The sequence below is a fragment of the Pirellulales bacterium genome (genome assembly GCA_035656635.1).
Lineage (GTDB): Bacteria > Planctomycetota > Planctomycetia > Pirellulales > JADZDJ01 > DATJYL01.
Window position 1 is genome coordinate 15,320 of sequence record DASRSD010000045.1, and the last position, 15,524, is coordinate 30,843.

Below are 15,524 nucleotides of genomic sequence, written 5' to 3' on the forward strand. Positions count from 1 at the left end.
TTCGTATGGTATGCCGATTCGTGTGGGTGATCGCGGCCTTTGGCGCGGCATTGTTTTGTGGAAGCCGCTTCCTCATTGCCCAAACGCTTACTTGGGATGCAAGCGGTGCAAATCCGACCGCTCCGACCGATGGCGATGGATTTTGGGATACAACGAGCCATGCCAACTGGACTGACGGAACTACTTCTCAAGCGTGGACGAACGGTGACACTGCGGTCATCGGCAACAACAATGGCAGCGCCGGCACGATTACAATCGATGAATCCGGGATCACAGCGAGTGGGATTTCATTTAATTCTGCAACGAGCGGCGACTACACCGTCGCTGCGATGGGCGCCAATACCCTAATCCTTTCTGGCGCGGCTGCCATCAATGTTGTTAGTGGAAGCCCCACAATTAGCGCACCGATTGACGGAACTGTGGGATTGAATTTTACCGGTCCGGGCACGCTCAACCTGGCCGGTGCCAATATTTTTTCCGGCAATATTGCCGTGAATAGTGGCACCTTGGCGGTCGGGGTCGGAAGCAATCTGGGCGCCACGACCAACATATTGACGCTTGGTACGACCGCCAATAGCCTTGCCGCGACTCCTGTCGGAAACCTTACAATTGCATCCGGCCTAAGCACCACAATCGGCGGCTTTATTTCCGCGACGCACTCAACGTCTCCGTCTAGCGTCAATACGGTCACCATCAACTCCGGGGCCATCCTGAATATCAATAGCAGTGTGCCAGCTACTGGATTGAACGCAGTATTTTTAATGGGCGATGCAACGAATCAGGCGCCTACCCTTGCCAACACCAATTTAGTGACGATCAGCGGCAGCGGCACGCTCAATGTTAGCGGCGGTGCGAGTAATTCCAGCTTCATTTTAGGTGTTGGTTATACCGCTGCAAGCGGAGTAGTTAACTCGCCCACGCTCGACATGAGCGGCTTGGCGAACTTCACTTTCACCACGGGCACCGGACCGGCTCCGGGCTCTGCAGGGCCTGGCGGCAATGAGTTCGCCATTGGCGTCGGCTCGACGGTAGCCGCCACCTTGTCGCTGGCTCAGAATTGTACAATCACGGCGGGAACTATCGATATTGGAGATAGTACGGTCACCACGCCGGGATCCACAGTGGGCTCCCCCTTCACTCCCGCTGCTGGCACAGCGAAAACGACGGTGAACTTCGGCACGGGAACGAACATCCTCAACACAAATTTGCTTCAAATTGCCGCTGGGAAATCTACTGCCAGCGTGGGTTGGGCCTCAAGTTCCGGTCCTGGCACGCTGCTCATTGACGGAGCGGCTGGCGGGGCCAGTAAAGCTACAATTATCTTCGGCACCGCAGCCAGCTCAGGCTCAAACGGTTCTAACAGCGCCTTCGATCTGAGCGGGCACAGCGTCACGGTCCAGGCCAGTACCGTTACCGTAGGGCAATTGCTATCCGGCTCTGCCGCTACGGGCGGCTCGGGTGGAATTCTCACATTCGACACCGGTACCTTTAACGCCGATACTGTGCAGTTGGCAATCATCCCCAGCACATCTAGCGGCACAATTGCAAATGGAAGAAATTTGACTGGCACCTTTAATCTGGGCAAAGGTTCCAGTGCCACGGGTACCTTGAATGCTTCGAATTTTATCATTGCTAATAATGCCAGCGCGGTCGGTCCGGCAGCCGGATCGTTCAATATTAAGGGAAGCACGGCGAACATCGGCAACAATATAGTTGACGTCAGTTCAGGCGCGGGAACCTCTTCCACCACTTTGGCACTGACCGGCGGCACGTTGAACATGGAAGGCTTCGCCATTGGGCCTGTCGGCAACGGCGGCGTGGCTGGCGGCGCCGTTGGTACTCGGCACATTGCGACCGTTACGTTGCCCAGTCTTGGCAGCTCAGCGGTGCTTGAAAACCTGGGCGGGACGGGCATCAACGATGCCGGGCTTACCATGAATGGCACCGGCGTTTTGATTCTCGATGGCAACAACACCTTTACCACGCCGACAAAAATCACTGCCGGCATCCTACAGGTTGGGCAGGCAAGCGATACCGTCTCTCCGACGGGTGCATTACCCTCCGCGGTCACAAATAACGCTACACTGGCCTACGGGAGCAGCCAGGCATTAACAATCACGAGCGCAATTAGCGGTACCGGAGGTGTGATACAAAACGGTACGGGCACAACCACCGTCAGCGCAAATGAAAGCTACGCCGGACCAACCTCCATTGCCGCTGGCGTTCTTTCCGTCGCCAGTATTCCTGCCGGTGGCAATAACAGCCCCTTGGGAACCTCGAGCAATGCTGCCTCGAACCTGGTACTCACTGGCGGAACGCTCCAATATACCGGCCCAGCAACGAATGTGAGCCGGCAATTCACCATCGAGCCGACAGGCGGGGCGATCGATGCCTCGGGAACGGGAGCGGTTAATTTCAACGGTGGAAGTGTTGTCTCTGCCGATGCCGCCTCACGCTCGGCGACGCTCAGTCTGACGAGCAACCGAGTGACATTGCCAAACGTTTACGATTTGGTTGCGGGGATGACTGTCACTGACGTGACAAACCCCAGCTTTATTCCCGCAGGCACGGTGATTCAATCGATCAATCCCGCTGCCAGTAGTATTACTCTGAGCAATCTGCCAGCTGGCGCCAGTACCGACGCACTAAGCTTTGGCGCTCAGGCTCGTACATTTACCCTTACCGGTAGCAATACGGGAGCAAACACCATTGACGGTTTGCTTCCCAACTCCACCGGCGGAGGAGCGCTTTCGCTGGTGAAGTCCGGTACTGGCAATTGGACTCTTGGTGTCGTGAACAGTTATACCGGCTCGACGACGATCAACGGGGGAACTCTGAGCTTGGGTGTTCCCCATGCCATCAATGGGACCACTCATTCGAATTTGATTTTGAACGGCGGTACATTTGCAACGAGTGGGTTCGATCAAACCCTGGGCACGCTTCAAGTGCTCGGCAATTCGACGATTAATGTTGGGGGCGGCTCCAATGCGCTGCACTTCGACAACAGCGGGTTGGTTCCTTGGAATGCGAACAAGCTTCTGACCATTTCCAACTGGATGGGTAACGCGACCGACCCCACCCTGGGCAGCGGCCCTGATCAGGTTTTCGTCGGCTCCGACAACACAGGCCTACTCGGACAATTAAGCCAAATCAAATTTGACAACTATAAAACGGGCGCCTCAATTCTTTCCAACGGCGAAATTGTGCCGGTGTCCGCAACGCTCATTTTACCGGGCGATTTCAATTTCAACGGTCACGTCGACGCGGCCGATATTTTGCCAATGGAGAGTGCCCTGACCAATCTGACTGGCTTTGAGACGACGAACAGTCTGTCGAATTTCGATATGGTCTCGCTGGGCGATTTCAACAGCGACGGCAAAGTAACCAATGCCGATCTTCAAGGTTTTCTTAATTTCCTACAAAGCGGCGGCGGCAGTGTGAATGCCGTCCCGGAGCCAACCGCGCTGGTATTGCTGCTTTTAGGCTCTCCTGTAATTTGGTTGTTGCGAATTTTTCGCAAACTGAATGTGCGCACTTATTCATTAACCCCCAAACCGATTGTAAGCGTATGATCACCAACATAAGTCGACGGGATTTTTTCAAAAGCACTTCGGCATTTTCGCTCGTCGCCTTGGCCACGACTGGACTAAATGGAATCACGGCTTTGGCCGAGGAAAGTGCCAAGGCCAACGCCGAACAACTCAAAGTTGCGTTGAACGCCTATTCTTTCAGCAAGCTGTTGAACGATTCGATCAAGAATCGTGGCGGCGGCGTTACGCTGCTCGAAGTGCTGGACTTTGCCGCCAAGCAAAAGTGCGAAGGCTTTGATCCAACCGGCTACTTTTTCCCGGGTTACCCAAAAGTCCCCTCGGACGAATATCTAAATGAATTTAAGCGCCGCGCTGCCGAATTGGGAATGGGAATAAGCGGTACCGGCGTGCGCAACAATTTTACCACATCGGATAAGAGCATTCGCGCCGAGTCCGTCAAACACATTAAGGAATGGGTGGAGGTTGCCGCCCGCCTGGGCGCTCCCGTCATTCGCGTATTTGCTGACACGCAAATGAGAGCCAGCTCCTGGGAGCAAGTCGCGCCGGGCGCCAGCCGGAACGACGTTCAGGCTTGGATCGCCGCCGATCTGCAAGAATGTGCCGAGCAAGGAAAGAAATTCGGCGTCCGCATCGGCGTGCAAAACCACGGCGATTTTCTCCAAACCGGCGAGCAATTGCTGGCGCTGATTAAGGCGGTCGGATCGCAGTGGTGTGGCCCTATCGTGGATACCGGTTACTTTAAGACGGATGATCCGTACCAAGATATTGCCCTAGTCGCCCCGCACGCCCTCAATTGGCAAATTAAGCAAAGCCCGTTCGGGCAGGATAGCGATGTCCCAATCGATTTAGTCAAGCTGGTGCAAATTGCCAGAAAATCGGGCTATCATGGGTATTTGCCGGTCGAAACGCTTTCTCCCAAAGGCAAAGACTATGATCCCTACACGGTGGTTCCTAGCTTCTTGAGCCAGTTGCGTGAAGCAATTAAGCAAACTGCATGAAGTTATGTGGTCCCGTAAGCTACGCTGCTCTTTGATGCAAAGCACGAATCAACGTTTAAGGCGGGGTTGGCATTTTTGTGCGGGGAGCTGCTGCGCTTTGGCTGCTTTTTTAGTAATCGCTTTGCCGAAAACTCCGGCGACCGCGCAAGATGCCAAGAGCGGAAAACATCCGCCGGTTGCTGTGACGTTTTTTATTCAGCAAATCGATAGCGCGGACGAACGGGAGGCACTCCGTGCAGCACTGCAGAAGATTAAATCCGTCACGGCTGCCACATTTGGCTCGCATGGCGAATATGTGACCGTGCAATTCGATTCTCACGTCGTAAGCTACCATCAAATCGCTCAGGCCATCGCGGATGCGGGCACAGCGGCACGCAAAAAATACGATCCGCAACTCAAGATCGAAATTCCCGAATATGCGACGGCCGATCATGCCGCCAAAATTGATGTGCTGTTCAGCGGCAAGCGATTGAACCAACGGGTCCGAATCGAGCCGCTTGACAAGGCCAAGGGTGAGTTCGCCGTTCACTTTCTTTCGCTTGAGCTCGATCCAAACACGACAGGCCCACAAGGATTTAATGGCGGACACTTACACCATCCGATTCACGACCCGCCGCCACGTGGACTGGGACTGGAAATGAATTACCTGTCGGGACAAGACAGCATGACAACAAACACCGCGCACAGCGAACATTCATCCAATTGATCAAAGTTTCGTTTCTGCGCGAAATTAGTTGTTGCCGCTAGGGCCATCAATGCGGTAATCGTCTCCATAGACTTTGAAGGTCAATGGCGGGGCAAGAGATAAGTTGCCTTCGTTCAAGAATTTCCGCTGCAGGGTGTCGACGCGAGAAGTATCCTGGTGCCCTTGCTCTTTTTTCATCGCAGCTCTTCGGACATCGAGAAAAGCATTCAAATAGGCTTTGTCGTCGCCACCTTGCGCCGGCACTTTTACTTTGGCGATGGCTTGGTTGCGAATGCCTCCGAAGCTGTCGCGAGAATTTCCTGGGCCATGCATGACGATTGCATCCTAATAGATGAATTGTCCTAATTCATGCAAGCCATCGTAAATTGCCTGATCGACGGCAGGATTAAAGTAGACGCGATCACGTTCGTGATCTTGGGCTTGTTGAAATTTTAGATCACCAGCGGCTAACTTCCATGCTTGTTCAAACGGCTTATCGAGTCCATCTTTGGAGGGCGTTCCATCTACCTTTCTCAATGTTGGTAGAAATGAATCGAGCGGATTATTTGGCGTGAGCTGACTATAGTACTCGACCAGCTCCAGCATGTCGTGTGTTCGGGAGGTGAAGCCAATAATTCCGGCGGTATACCCGCGGTTCTCCTGTGCGTTATGTTCTACATTGTATTCGATATATTTGTACTGAGCCTTCCAGTCGAGCGACGAGTTTTCCGCTGTGGAGACAAGCTGCATGGCGATGTCTTTCTTCGTCGCGTCATGAAGTCCCTGCGGTGAGTCACCGGCGACTTGGCTGAGCTCGCCTGCGCGGGCAGAAATAGTGCACACTGCCTGGAGCGAAATGAGGCAGCCGATGCCAATGAAGCGTAGATAGCTCATTAAATTCTATCCGCCGTCTGCTGGTTTGGCGCCGTCGGGCGATTTCGTGCCGTCGCCGGATTTACCTTTTGCACCGTCAGCCGATTTGCCTTTGCCACCAGATTTGCCCCCGGCCGGGGCGGGCTGTGTCAAATCGACATCGATTTTCTCGCCTTGCATCTGTTCGAATTGCTTGTTTTGCGCCGGCGTTAACACCGAAAGCAGCTTTTGATTGCCTTCGCGATACAGCTCCGCTTCCTTTGTGGTTCGGGCGGACCCTTCGACTTGGGCCAAGGCATCGCGCCGCGCCTTCGTATTTTCCTTTTGAACTTCCGCCAGTTTTGTCTTTTGGTCGTCTGTTAGATTGAGAGCCTTTTGGATTTCTTCCTTTTGCAATTCAGCTCCGCCGTTCACTTGGAGTAAAATCTCCTTAAGCCGTTTTTTCTGGCTGTCATCGAGCATTTGTTCAACTTCGGCGTCTAATTTCTTGTTCAATTCCGCTAATTTCGGCTGCCGTTCCTTACTGTCTTTGGCGTTCTCCGAAAATATTTGCCGCCGCCCTGACGTGAGCGATTCGTTAACTTTGGTGGCTTGGCTCTTCTGTTCGTCAGTAAGCTTCAATTCTTTTTGTACGGCTTCGATCTGCAATAATTGAGACGGCGTCGCTTCCCCCGCTCGCAACCCGCCTTGTCCGCGGCGCTGCGCAAGCACGCGCTGCTGCATTAGGAAGAAGAGAATGAGTCCACCGATTAATGCGGGCAATAGACGAGTTCGGAACTTTTTCATAAATGGTCGCCTTTAATCATCAGGAGTTGACTGAATCATATCTGCGTTTTCCATAAGCTGCACAACTTGCGCGGGCTCCAAGCCACGATCGGCGATGAATAATTCATCAATATCGCCACTAAATCGATCTCGCTTAGGCTGGGTTCCACCCAGACGACAGCCTAACCATAGTACATCTGTGCCGGTGCCATTGTCGACTTGGTTTAGATTGCCGCCAATACTGCGCTTTGGTCCGGGGGTAATCATATTGCTCTCCAACCGACCGTCGACATACTGCTTGACTTGAACGGGAGTAGCAGGATCGTCGCCAGGTAAAAAGATAACACAAATATGGTGCCAGCGACCGTCGCGTAGCGACGTCAGGCCAATGGCGTGGCCGCCGCTAAAATCGGTACGGACCGCACCCAATGGTCCTTCCGACGGATCGCGGTTCCAAGCGATGTGCACCGGACGTGAATCCAGTTTGCCCTCGTTGGCGCGCCAGGCAACCATCGAATATGCGTCCGACAACAGCGAATCTTTAGGAACTTTCACCCAAAAGGCAATCGTGTGTTCCGAATTGCTGGATAGACCTGGGAATTTCGCTTTGCCAACCAGTTCTCCATCAAAATGTAAGGCGCGGTTGCGCATGCCTTTGATGGAAGCTAATTGCAACGATTCGGGTGATTTAGATTGTAGCGTTAGAGCCAAATCGCCGCCGGGAAACCCAACAACTTTTGCGGGAAAAGCGCCATTCATTAACTCGTCGAACGACCAGTGTGCAAAGTTCGTTGATTCGGTTAGGCGATCCAGCGATATCGGTTCGCTGAATCGTGCTAATAATTCCTCCTCGTCTTGCGCGCGGGACATGCCCGACTCTGCAAAACGACGCGATTCGTTGGCGTGCAATACGACGGGCTCTGGATCTTCGTGGCCACGAGGCGATGCCTGCACTTCGCCCTTGAGTACAACGACGTCAGCGCCGCCTTGACCATCGGCGATCATAGAGAATTCCGTGCCTAAATCGTCAAAATCTACCGCTGACGTGGAAACGCGAAAACCAATGGCTTGATGCGGAACATTCACGTTCACCGCCCCGCGACGGAGCGTCGACGCCCAGGCTGAATTCACATCGAATGCCGCAGGTCCTTCTAACAAGACAACCGCTCCTGAATCGAAGGTGATTTCGGCAAACCCTTGGGAGATTTCAATCCGCTGGCCGCGATGCAAAAACGAACCTCGTTTAAACTCGTCGCCAGCCTTCCACACGACTCCATTTTCGCCTGTGATTCTGGCAACATACTCCATGGGCTCTGCTACCGCCGTCGGATTGATCAGCTTGGGACGCAATTCCCAAACGATGGTTATACCTAGAATTGCCGCCGCTGCCAGTGAAATCCAATGCCAACGGGCAAATTGCAAAAACCAAAGCGATCTGCCGGCTGCATCGGGAGCTTCCATTTGCATTTCGGCCGCCCGATGTGCTAAAGCCGCTGACAAATCCATCGTCTTGATATAATAGGCGCGCGCCTCTTCGGACGTAGCGAGCCAACTTTCCAACCGTTGCCGCTGTGCTTCGGTCAGATTGCTGTCGACCACCGCATTGCAGAGTTCGTTCAGTTCCAAGATTTCGCAGTCGCGAAGGCTCATGTGGCAGCATCGCCAGCTAGTTGATGGGTAACACAATCGAACAGCAATTTGCGAATTCGCATCAGCGCTTTGTAGGCTGCCGCCATAGTTCGACCTGAACGGCGCGCTGCTTCCTGAACGCCAGAACCCGGTTCGTACCGAGTGAGCAAAAATTCACGATCACGAGCGGGCAGCTTTTGCAGGCAATGGGCTAACGCTTCGTACCGCAGATCGAGTTCTACCGTCATCTGATTCGTTGTTTTGGCTACCGCATCGAGTACTTCTTGATTGAATAACACCTTTCCACGCGCAAATTTTTGGCGGAAATACCGAACACGCCAATATGCAATCTGGCAAGCCCATGCGACAAAATCGGTACCGGGTTGGAATTCGTCAAATTTTTCGCAAATTACGAGACTCGTTTCTTGTAATAAATCTTCTGCGTCAGAACGAAAAGGAACCAACGTATAGATGTAGGAAAATATCCGCCGCTGATGTTGCGTCATCAGCATTAGCAATTGCTTCCGCTTTTCTTCCTCATGGTAGGTAGCCTTCGCCATGGTGTCGGCTCCGTCACTTAGCCCTACCGCATCACAGGGAATTCGATTAAGTCAAATAATAGGTCCGCGCCTTGCTAGTTGCGTAAGGCGTGCGTAGCTTACCAAGAAGGAATAGCACTTTCGGAACGGTTCGGGACAAAAGGTTGCAATTTTCGCAGTTTTTCAAGTTTTCCGACAGAGGCAGGGTAATTTTCGTAATCGCATAAGGGCGAAGTATCGAAATCGCGCGAACCGAGCGGCAAACAGAGAAGAGAGGAAGCGGAAGGTCCAGAATCCCTTAGGGTCTCAGCGGAGCGTGAGATGATTCACGAATTATCCATATAGCTATTCATTTGCTCAATGTGCTGTTCACGGAATGGAACTAGTTCTCGGTGGTCTCGCTACCACCCGAGCGCGACAGTGCCACGACCAAAGCCAGGCAATACAAATCGCAGATGGTGAAACGGAGACGAATAGGGGATTAGCGCCGCGACCAAAGCGAATACGGCGACGATTCGGCTTTGCGTAATTCTCGCCGCCAGAGAAATAGGATAATTAAACGACGAAAGAAGCCAGCCTGAGCTAATTCACCGGTGCCGTGGGAATGATCACCGAGCCGCGCTAGGCAGAGCAAATCATTGCCGAAGGGCAGGTCGACGCCGTGCTGCTGGCCCGTGCGATGCTACATGATCCCTATTGGCCGCTGCATGCCGCTGAGGCATTTGGATGCGATGTGAAGTGGCCCTTACACTATGGACGAGCGCAGACTCGGTCCGCTGGTGAAAAACCTGTTGTTCGGTAGAGGATGCCAGACAGTTGCTTGTCGGGCGCTTTCATTTGGGTAAGTGGTCAGGAGTTGGAGAATGCACTGCCCACGGCCCGTAGTCCGTAGCCATTCCTCGGCCGGAGCCAGCAATCGCCTTAGCGACGTTCTGCCGCACGCGCGGGTTGGACAACCAAAAAAAAGCACGATCCAAGCGGCGATCGGGCAATGTAGGGCAATGGCGTGGATTTTAACCGTCGCTATTCCGAACGACTGGCCAGCGGTGTACGGGCGTCACCTGCAAGACGTAAGGCCGTAAACTACGGCTTTATTTTTGGCGATACCGCGATTTGCCGAGAAAAACGGCAATGATGTGCGAAGGCTTGCTATCGTGATTGGACACGCTAAAATGCTTGTATTCCCCGAAGAAAATAGCGTTTTCAGCAGTGCACGCATGTCCCCTTGGGGTGCAAGAGGTCAGCAGTTCAAATCTGCTCGCCCCGACTGAATAGTTTGCCTAGTTTTTCCGGACTACTTTTCGCTCAGAACAGACTTGCGTCAACGAAGAGTAGTCCGGAGTCGCCGCAGTCATCCGCAGTCCGTGTTGCCACTCAAATTTCTAAGGCTTTCTTGCGACTTTGTGTCGATCCGCAAACCGATAATTGCGCGAGTTTAATCGACGATCACGCCGGCGAAATCTTTAGGGCGCACGCATATTCGTTCGGGTGCTTGTCGGGCAAAGTAACGGCTAGCGATGTCGTGGTTCGGTCGAATGCCAATGGCGCGGCGGCGAGTCCCAGCAATTCGATCCGCCCGATTTTCTGCGGGTAGTTCTCGCTGCCTTCGGCCAGCTTTTTGAGGGTGAGTTTTCCGCTTGCGGGCCATCCCATGAAGAAGCAATAGAGCGATTCGCCTTTCGAGGTGTAGCGAATGTCTTCGGCGGTGTAGGGGCGAACATCTTTTGCGCCGCCGAATTGTCCTGTGGCCGGCGGAGCTTCGGTGGAGGGACCTTCGCCATACACTTTCCAAGGGTGGGTGTCGAAAATGGCTTCACCGTGCGGTTCGATCCAGGCGGCCAATCCTTCGAGGACTTTCACTTCGTCTTCGTCGATAGTGCCGTCGCCGCGCACGGGAATGTTGAGCATTAAGTTGCCGTTTTTGCTGACAATGTCGATCAGCATCTGCACCACTTGCTTGGCCGTTTTGTATTTGTGTTGATCGAAGATACGGTGGTCATAATGCCAGGAACCGATGCAGGTGTCGGTTTGCCAGGAAAGCGTTTCGCTGCCGGTGGTGACGCCGCGTTCCACGTCCAACACCAGGGCGCGGCGCTGGTCGGGCTGAAGGTGCTTGCCGGTGAGCACCGCTTCCAACTTTCCGCCGTTGCGGGCCAGGTTGGTGTTGTATAAATAGGCAGCGATTCGCAGGCCGATATCGCTAACAGGGTAAAGAGGAAGAATGGTGTCGTCGAAGTAGAGCAAGTCGGGATGGTATTGGTCGATTAAGTCGATGGTGCGGTTGAAGAATTTTTCGATAAAGGCTGGATCAATTGGCGGTGTGCCGTTTTGCGGCCAATCGTATTTGCCGACGGTGTGGTATTGGGCGTAAAGATCTTGCGGGTCGAGGCCTTCCCACCACATGCCTTTGCCTTGTGCGGCGGTTGTGCGACCATCGTAAGGGACGCCGGCCAAGGGGCCGGTTTTATCGGAGCCCTGGGCAGCCTGATACCAACTCCAAGCACGATCTCCATGCGAAGTGATGGCAAAGCGAAGCCCGGCCTCGCGGGCTGCTTTGGCCCAGCCGCCGACAATGTCTTTCTTGGGGCCGATCGACACGCTATTCCAGGGCTGATATTTGGAATTGAACATGTCGAAGTTGTCGTGATGATTGGCCATGGCGGCGAAGAACTTGGCGCCGGCTTTTTTGTAGAGAGCGATGAGTTCGGCCGGCTGCCATTGGTCGGCCTTCCATTGATTGATGACATCCTTGAAGCCAAACTGCGACGGGTGACCATATTTTTGCACGTGGAATTTGTAAATTGGCCCGTCGGTTTGGTACATGCGCTGTGCGTACCAATCGCCCATCTGCGGCTGGCATTGCGGACCCCAGTGCGCCCAAATTCCTAGTTTGGCATCGCGATACCAGTCGGGAATTTGGTATTGCGAGAGCGATTGCCAAGTGGGCTGGAAGGGGCCGCTGGCGACACCGAAACCGGTGCGCGCTGTGATGGGCGTGGGCGCAGGGGGTAAACCGGCTTCGTCTTTAGCGATAGAGGATGAATCGGTTCCGTCGGCTCCAAACGCTTTGGAAATGCACGCCGATGGAACGACCGCGGCCAAGGTTTTCAATGCCGCGCGTCGGGAGATTTTCATAGCAGACCTTTCGCTGGCGATCGTTTAAGTTTAACAGCCCTATCATGGATACTTCAACGCCCAATCAGGCCTGGGAGTGCGATCGCTTAAAGGAGTATTTTGCCGAGGAAGACACCGCTGTCGGCAAAGCGGAATCCGACTTGATGGCGCGATTTATTGCTGTTGTCCATGGCCGGGCGCCGTCCTGAATGCGAAATAAAGATCCGCGACAGCCCGTTGAATCCTCTCAGAAAAGAAAATATTCGAGTCCTAGCCTAATGGAATTATTCCCAGATACAATGGATATTTACATCAGCCGAATGAACATTTTTAACCTACTTATTACATCCACCAGAAACCCCTGTGCGTTTCGCAGAAGGCTCTCTGCGTGAGCATGCGCCAGCAAAACACCGCTTCAATCGGAGTGCGGGTCGCATTGATGAAATGCTAATGCCAAATGAGCTGGCCTGAGTTTGCGTTGACCAAAATGCTCACCGAAGGCTGCCGAGTCGCACTGGTTCGGCTCAATCAGCGACCCGAAAACCGCGCAATCGCTTTCAGTAAAATCATTCAATCCGCAGATGAACTTATAACTGGCAACTGAAACCGCGAATGTCGATCTTTTCTCGTTCATCCTGGGTTGTGGCGCTGACTGTCGTGGCAACGTTCTCCACGCAGCTTGTGGCGCAAGACAAATTTTCGCCGCCCGATTCGCCACGGCGGGAGTATAACGTCGATCTGGATTGGAAATTCTTCAAAGAAGACAAGGCCAAAGCCGAGGGCGCCGAGGCGCAGGCATTCGACGATTCAGCGTGGGCCACCATCAGCACGCCACACACGTTTAACGACATCGACAGCTTTCGCACTTTAATCACGCATAGCGGCGGCGATCATGGCGTGTGGAAAGGCACCGCTTGGTATCGCAAGCACTTCAAGCTGCCGGCCGAAGACCAAGGCAAACGGATTTTCTTAGAGTTTGAAGGGATGCGCCAAGCAGGCGAAATTTTTCTCAACGGCAAGCCGGTCGGCTTGTCAGAAAATGGCATTACTCCTTACGGCGTCGACATTACCGACGGCGTGAAATTCGGCGACCATGAAAATGTGCTAGCCGTGCATGTCGACAACCGCGGAGATTACGCCGAGCGAGCAAGCGGCACGCGGTTTGAATGGAATGTAAACGACTTTAACCCATCCTACGGCGGCCTGAACCGTCATGTGCGGCTGCACGTGACCGGGCCAACCTACCAAACTCTTCCTTTGTACGACGGATTAAAAACGACGGGTATTTATGTTTATCCCACGAACATTTCGCTTGCTGATCGAACTGCGGATATTACCGTCGAATCGCAAGTTCATAACGCTTCGGCCGATCGCGCGGCAGTCGATCTTTCCGTGTTGATTGTCGATCATGACGGCCATGTGTGTGCGAAGTTTTCTGCCGACACGCTCGACATGGTGGCCGGTGAAAAATCTGTAATCGAAGCCACCGGAAGGCTGAAAAATGCAAGCTTTTGGGATACCGATGAGCCGTACTTGTACGACGTTTACACGCAGCTAACCATCGACGGGAAAGTGGTCGACGTTTGCAAAACCGTCACAGGCTTTCGGAAAACAGAATTCAAAGGAGGAGCAGGCGCCGGCGGCGTGTTCATCAACGACAAGTTCGTGTACTTGAAGGGCTTTGCCCAACGCTCCAGCGACGAGTGGGCCGGCCTGGGGCAAGCGTATCCCGATTGGATGCACGATTTCACCGCCAAATTAATTCGCGATGGCCACGGCAACTACATCCGCTGGATGCACGTAGCGCCGCAAAAGGTCGACGTGGAAGCACTCGACCGTTTTGGGATTGTCGAAGTGGCCCCGGCCGGCGACAAGGAAAAATCTGCAGAAGGACGACAATGGCAGCAGCGCTTAGAAGTGATGACCGCCTCAATGATTTATTTCCGCAATAGCCCCAGCATTTTGTTCTGGGAAGCGGGCAACAATGGCATCCCAGCAGATCACATGCAGCAGATGATCGATCTGAAAAATCAATGGGATCCCCACGGCGGTCGAGCGATGGGTTGCCGAACGCTGGAAGATCCTGCCACGACGCCCATCGCCGAATACTTTGGCGTGATGATTGGCCAAGACCCAAAAACCGACGCGCTGAAAACGGCAACGCAACTATTTAGGGCCTACAGCGCCGAGCGGCGCGATCGCGCACCGCTGATTGAAACAGAAGATTTTCGAGATGAAGGGGCCCGGCGTTTTTGGGACGATCAGTCGCCCCCGTACTTCGGTTTTAAGCCCGGCCCCAACGATACGTATCATTGGAATTCAGAAACGTTTGCCTTGGCTGCGGTCAAGCGCTATTGGGCATATTGGAGCAATCGCATTTCCAACGCGGATCCAGCTCATTCCAAGTGGTCGGGATATGCCTCGATTTATTTTTCCGATTCCAACGCCGATGGCCGGCAACAATCGAGCGAAGTCGCCCGCGCCAGTGGAAAAGTTGATGCCGTTCGTCTGCCGAAGGAAATTTATTTCACGCATCGGGTGATGCAAAACTCACGGCCCGACATTCACATTCTTGGCCATTGGAACTATTCCCCGGAAACACGCAAAACGGTTTACGTGATTGCCAACACGGAGTCGGTGGAGTTGGTGTTGAATAGTAATTCGCTCGGCAAAAAAATTGCCCCTGAAGATGGCTACGTATTCGCTTTTCCCGATGTAAAGTGGGAGCCTGGAACGCTGCAGGCCGTGGGCTCAAATCATGGCCTGCAGGTGTGTCGCCATGAGCTAGCTACGGTTGGATCTGCAAAGCGAATTCAACTAACGCCTATGGTGGGCCCCACTGGGTGGCAAGCCGATGGGGAAGACGTGGCGCTGATCGACGTGGAAGTTGTTGACGACCAAGGCCGACGCTGCCCGACGGATGATGCCCGTATCGATTTCGCTGTCACCGGCCCGGCGATTTGGCGCGGTGGTTACAACAGCGGCAAAACAAACTCCACCAACAATCTGTATTTGAATACAGAGTGCGGAATCAATCGGGTAGCATTGCGATCTACGTTAACTGCAGGAAAGGTTACCCTCATCGCCACACGCCAGGGAATAGAACCAGGCAAGCTGGAATTAGAATCGCAAGCAGTAGCGCTGCACGACGGCCTATTGGACTTGATGCCAGCTCGTCTCTCTCCAGCCGCTAAGTAATCGACAATTCCCTTCGAAGATAAACCTGTACTACGAAATCTTACTTTCTCGCAGTACTGTTATTTGGCTGCTTCGCCCAAGGGGATGGACTGGCTGCCTCCCCGCCCAGCAATAACCATGCATGGCAGCATCGCGCGTACAGCGAAATGCTCCAAAACTAAATGCTGCTATC

At 53.6% G+C, this 15,524-nt stretch carries 9 protein-coding genes and 1 pseudogene; 5 read left to right on the plus strand and 5 right to left on the minus strand.

The window, feature by feature from the left end:
* The first annotated feature begins 5 nt into the window (after positions 1-5).
* From VFE46_03645 to VFE46_03655, 3 genes are all read left to right on the plus strand, one after another.
* Positions 6-3,572 (plus strand): autotransporter-associated beta strand repeat-containing protein, encoded by a 3,567-nt coding sequence (locus VFE46_03645; GenBank protein ID HZZ27078.1) that lies wholly within the window; start codon positions 6-8, stop codon positions 3,570-3,572.
* On the plus strand, positions 3,569-4,549 hold the full coding sequence (locus VFE46_03650) for a sugar phosphate isomerase/epimerase family protein (GenBank protein HZZ27079.1): 981 nt from the start codon (positions 3,569-3,571) through the stop codon (positions 4,547-4,549). The genes VFE46_03645 and VFE46_03650 overlap by 4 nt, the downstream gene beginning before the upstream one ends.
* A 97-nt stretch (positions 4,550-4,646) precedes the next feature.
* Positions 4,647-5,255 (plus strand): hypothetical protein, encoded by a 609-nt coding sequence (locus tag VFE46_03655; GenBank protein HZZ27080.1) that lies wholly within the window; start codon positions 4,647-4,649, stop codon positions 5,253-5,255.
* Positions 5,256-5,279: 24 nt separating this feature from the next.
* Here the strand turns inward: VFE46_03655 and VFE46_03660 are convergent.
* From VFE46_03660 to VFE46_03680, 5 genes and pseudogenes are all read right to left on the minus strand, one after another.
* A pseudogene (locus tag VFE46_03660) lies at positions 5,280-6,128 on the minus strand (chitosanase).
* Between the two features lie 6 nt (positions 6,129-6,134).
* Complete coding sequence (locus VFE46_03665) at positions 6,135-6,893, minus strand: hypothetical protein (GenBank protein ID HZZ27081.1); 759 nt, start codon at positions 6,891-6,893, stop codon at positions 6,135-6,137.
* Positions 6,894-6,905: 12 nt separating this feature from the next.
* Positions 6,906-8,522 (minus strand): LamG-like jellyroll fold domain-containing protein, encoded by a 1,617-nt coding sequence (locus VFE46_03670; protein HZZ27082.1) that lies wholly within the window; start codon positions 8,520-8,522, stop codon positions 6,906-6,908.
* Positions 8,519-9,061 (minus strand): sigma-70 family RNA polymerase sigma factor, encoded by a 543-nt coding sequence (locus tag VFE46_03675; GenBank protein ID HZZ27083.1) that lies wholly within the window; start codon positions 9,059-9,061, stop codon positions 8,519-8,521. The genes VFE46_03670 and VFE46_03675 overlap by 4 nt, the downstream gene beginning before the upstream one ends.
* A gap of 1,425 nt (positions 9,062-10,486) precedes the next feature.
* Positions 10,487-12,175: an alpha-L-fucosidase gene (locus VFE46_03680; GenBank protein HZZ27084.1), complete on the minus strand. Its 1,689-nt coding sequence runs from the start codon at positions 12,173-12,175 to the stop codon at positions 10,487-10,489.
* A 44-nt stretch (positions 12,176-12,219) separates the two neighbouring features.
* Here VFE46_03680 and VFE46_03685 point away from each other — a divergent pair, with 44 nt between their 5' ends.
* A complete protein-coding gene (locus VFE46_03685; protein HZZ27085.1) occupies positions 12,220-12,363 on the plus strand; it encodes a hypothetical protein in 144 nt (47 codons plus the stop codon).
* Between the two features lie 403 nt (positions 12,364-12,766).
* On the plus strand, positions 12,767-15,352 hold the full coding sequence (locus tag VFE46_03690; GenBank protein HZZ27086.1) for a DUF4982 domain-containing protein: 2,586 nt from the start codon (positions 12,767-12,769) through the stop codon (positions 15,350-15,352).
* Positions 15,353-15,524: the final 172 nt, after the last annotated feature.

What these genes read in the sequence shown, in the direction of transcription:
- VFE46_03645 (HZZ27078.1), top strand. Translation starts at nt 6, where the DNA reads ATGGTATGCCGATTCGTGTGGGTGATCGCGGCCTTTGGCGCGGCATTG.
- VFE46_03650 (HZZ27079.1), top strand. Translation starts at nt 3,569, where the DNA reads ATGATCACCAACATAAGTCGACGGGATTTTTTCAAAAGCACTTCGGCA.
- VFE46_03665 (HZZ27081.1), bottom strand. Translation starts at nt 6,893, where the DNA reads ATGAAAAAGTTCCGAACTCGTCTATTGCCCGCATTAATCGGTGGACTC.
- VFE46_03670 (HZZ27082.1), bottom strand. Translation starts at nt 8,522, where the DNA reads ATGAGCCTTCGCGACTGCGAAATCTTGGAACTGAACGAACTCTGCAAT.
- VFE46_03675 (HZZ27083.1), bottom strand. Translation starts at nt 9,061, where the DNA reads ATGGCGAAGGCTACCTACCATGAGGAAGAAAAGCGGAAGCAATTGCTA.
- VFE46_03680 (HZZ27084.1), bottom strand. Translation starts at nt 12,175, where the DNA reads ATGAAAATCTCCCGACGCGCGGCATTGAAAACCTTGGCCGCGGTCGTT.
- VFE46_03685 (HZZ27085.1), top strand. Translation starts at nt 12,220, where the DNA reads ATGGATACTTCAACGCCCAATCAGGCCTGGGAGTGCGATCGCTTAAAG.
- VFE46_03690 (HZZ27086.1), top strand. Translation starts at nt 12,767, where the DNA reads ATGTCGATCTTTTCTCGTTCATCCTGGGTTGTGGCGCTGACTGTCGTG.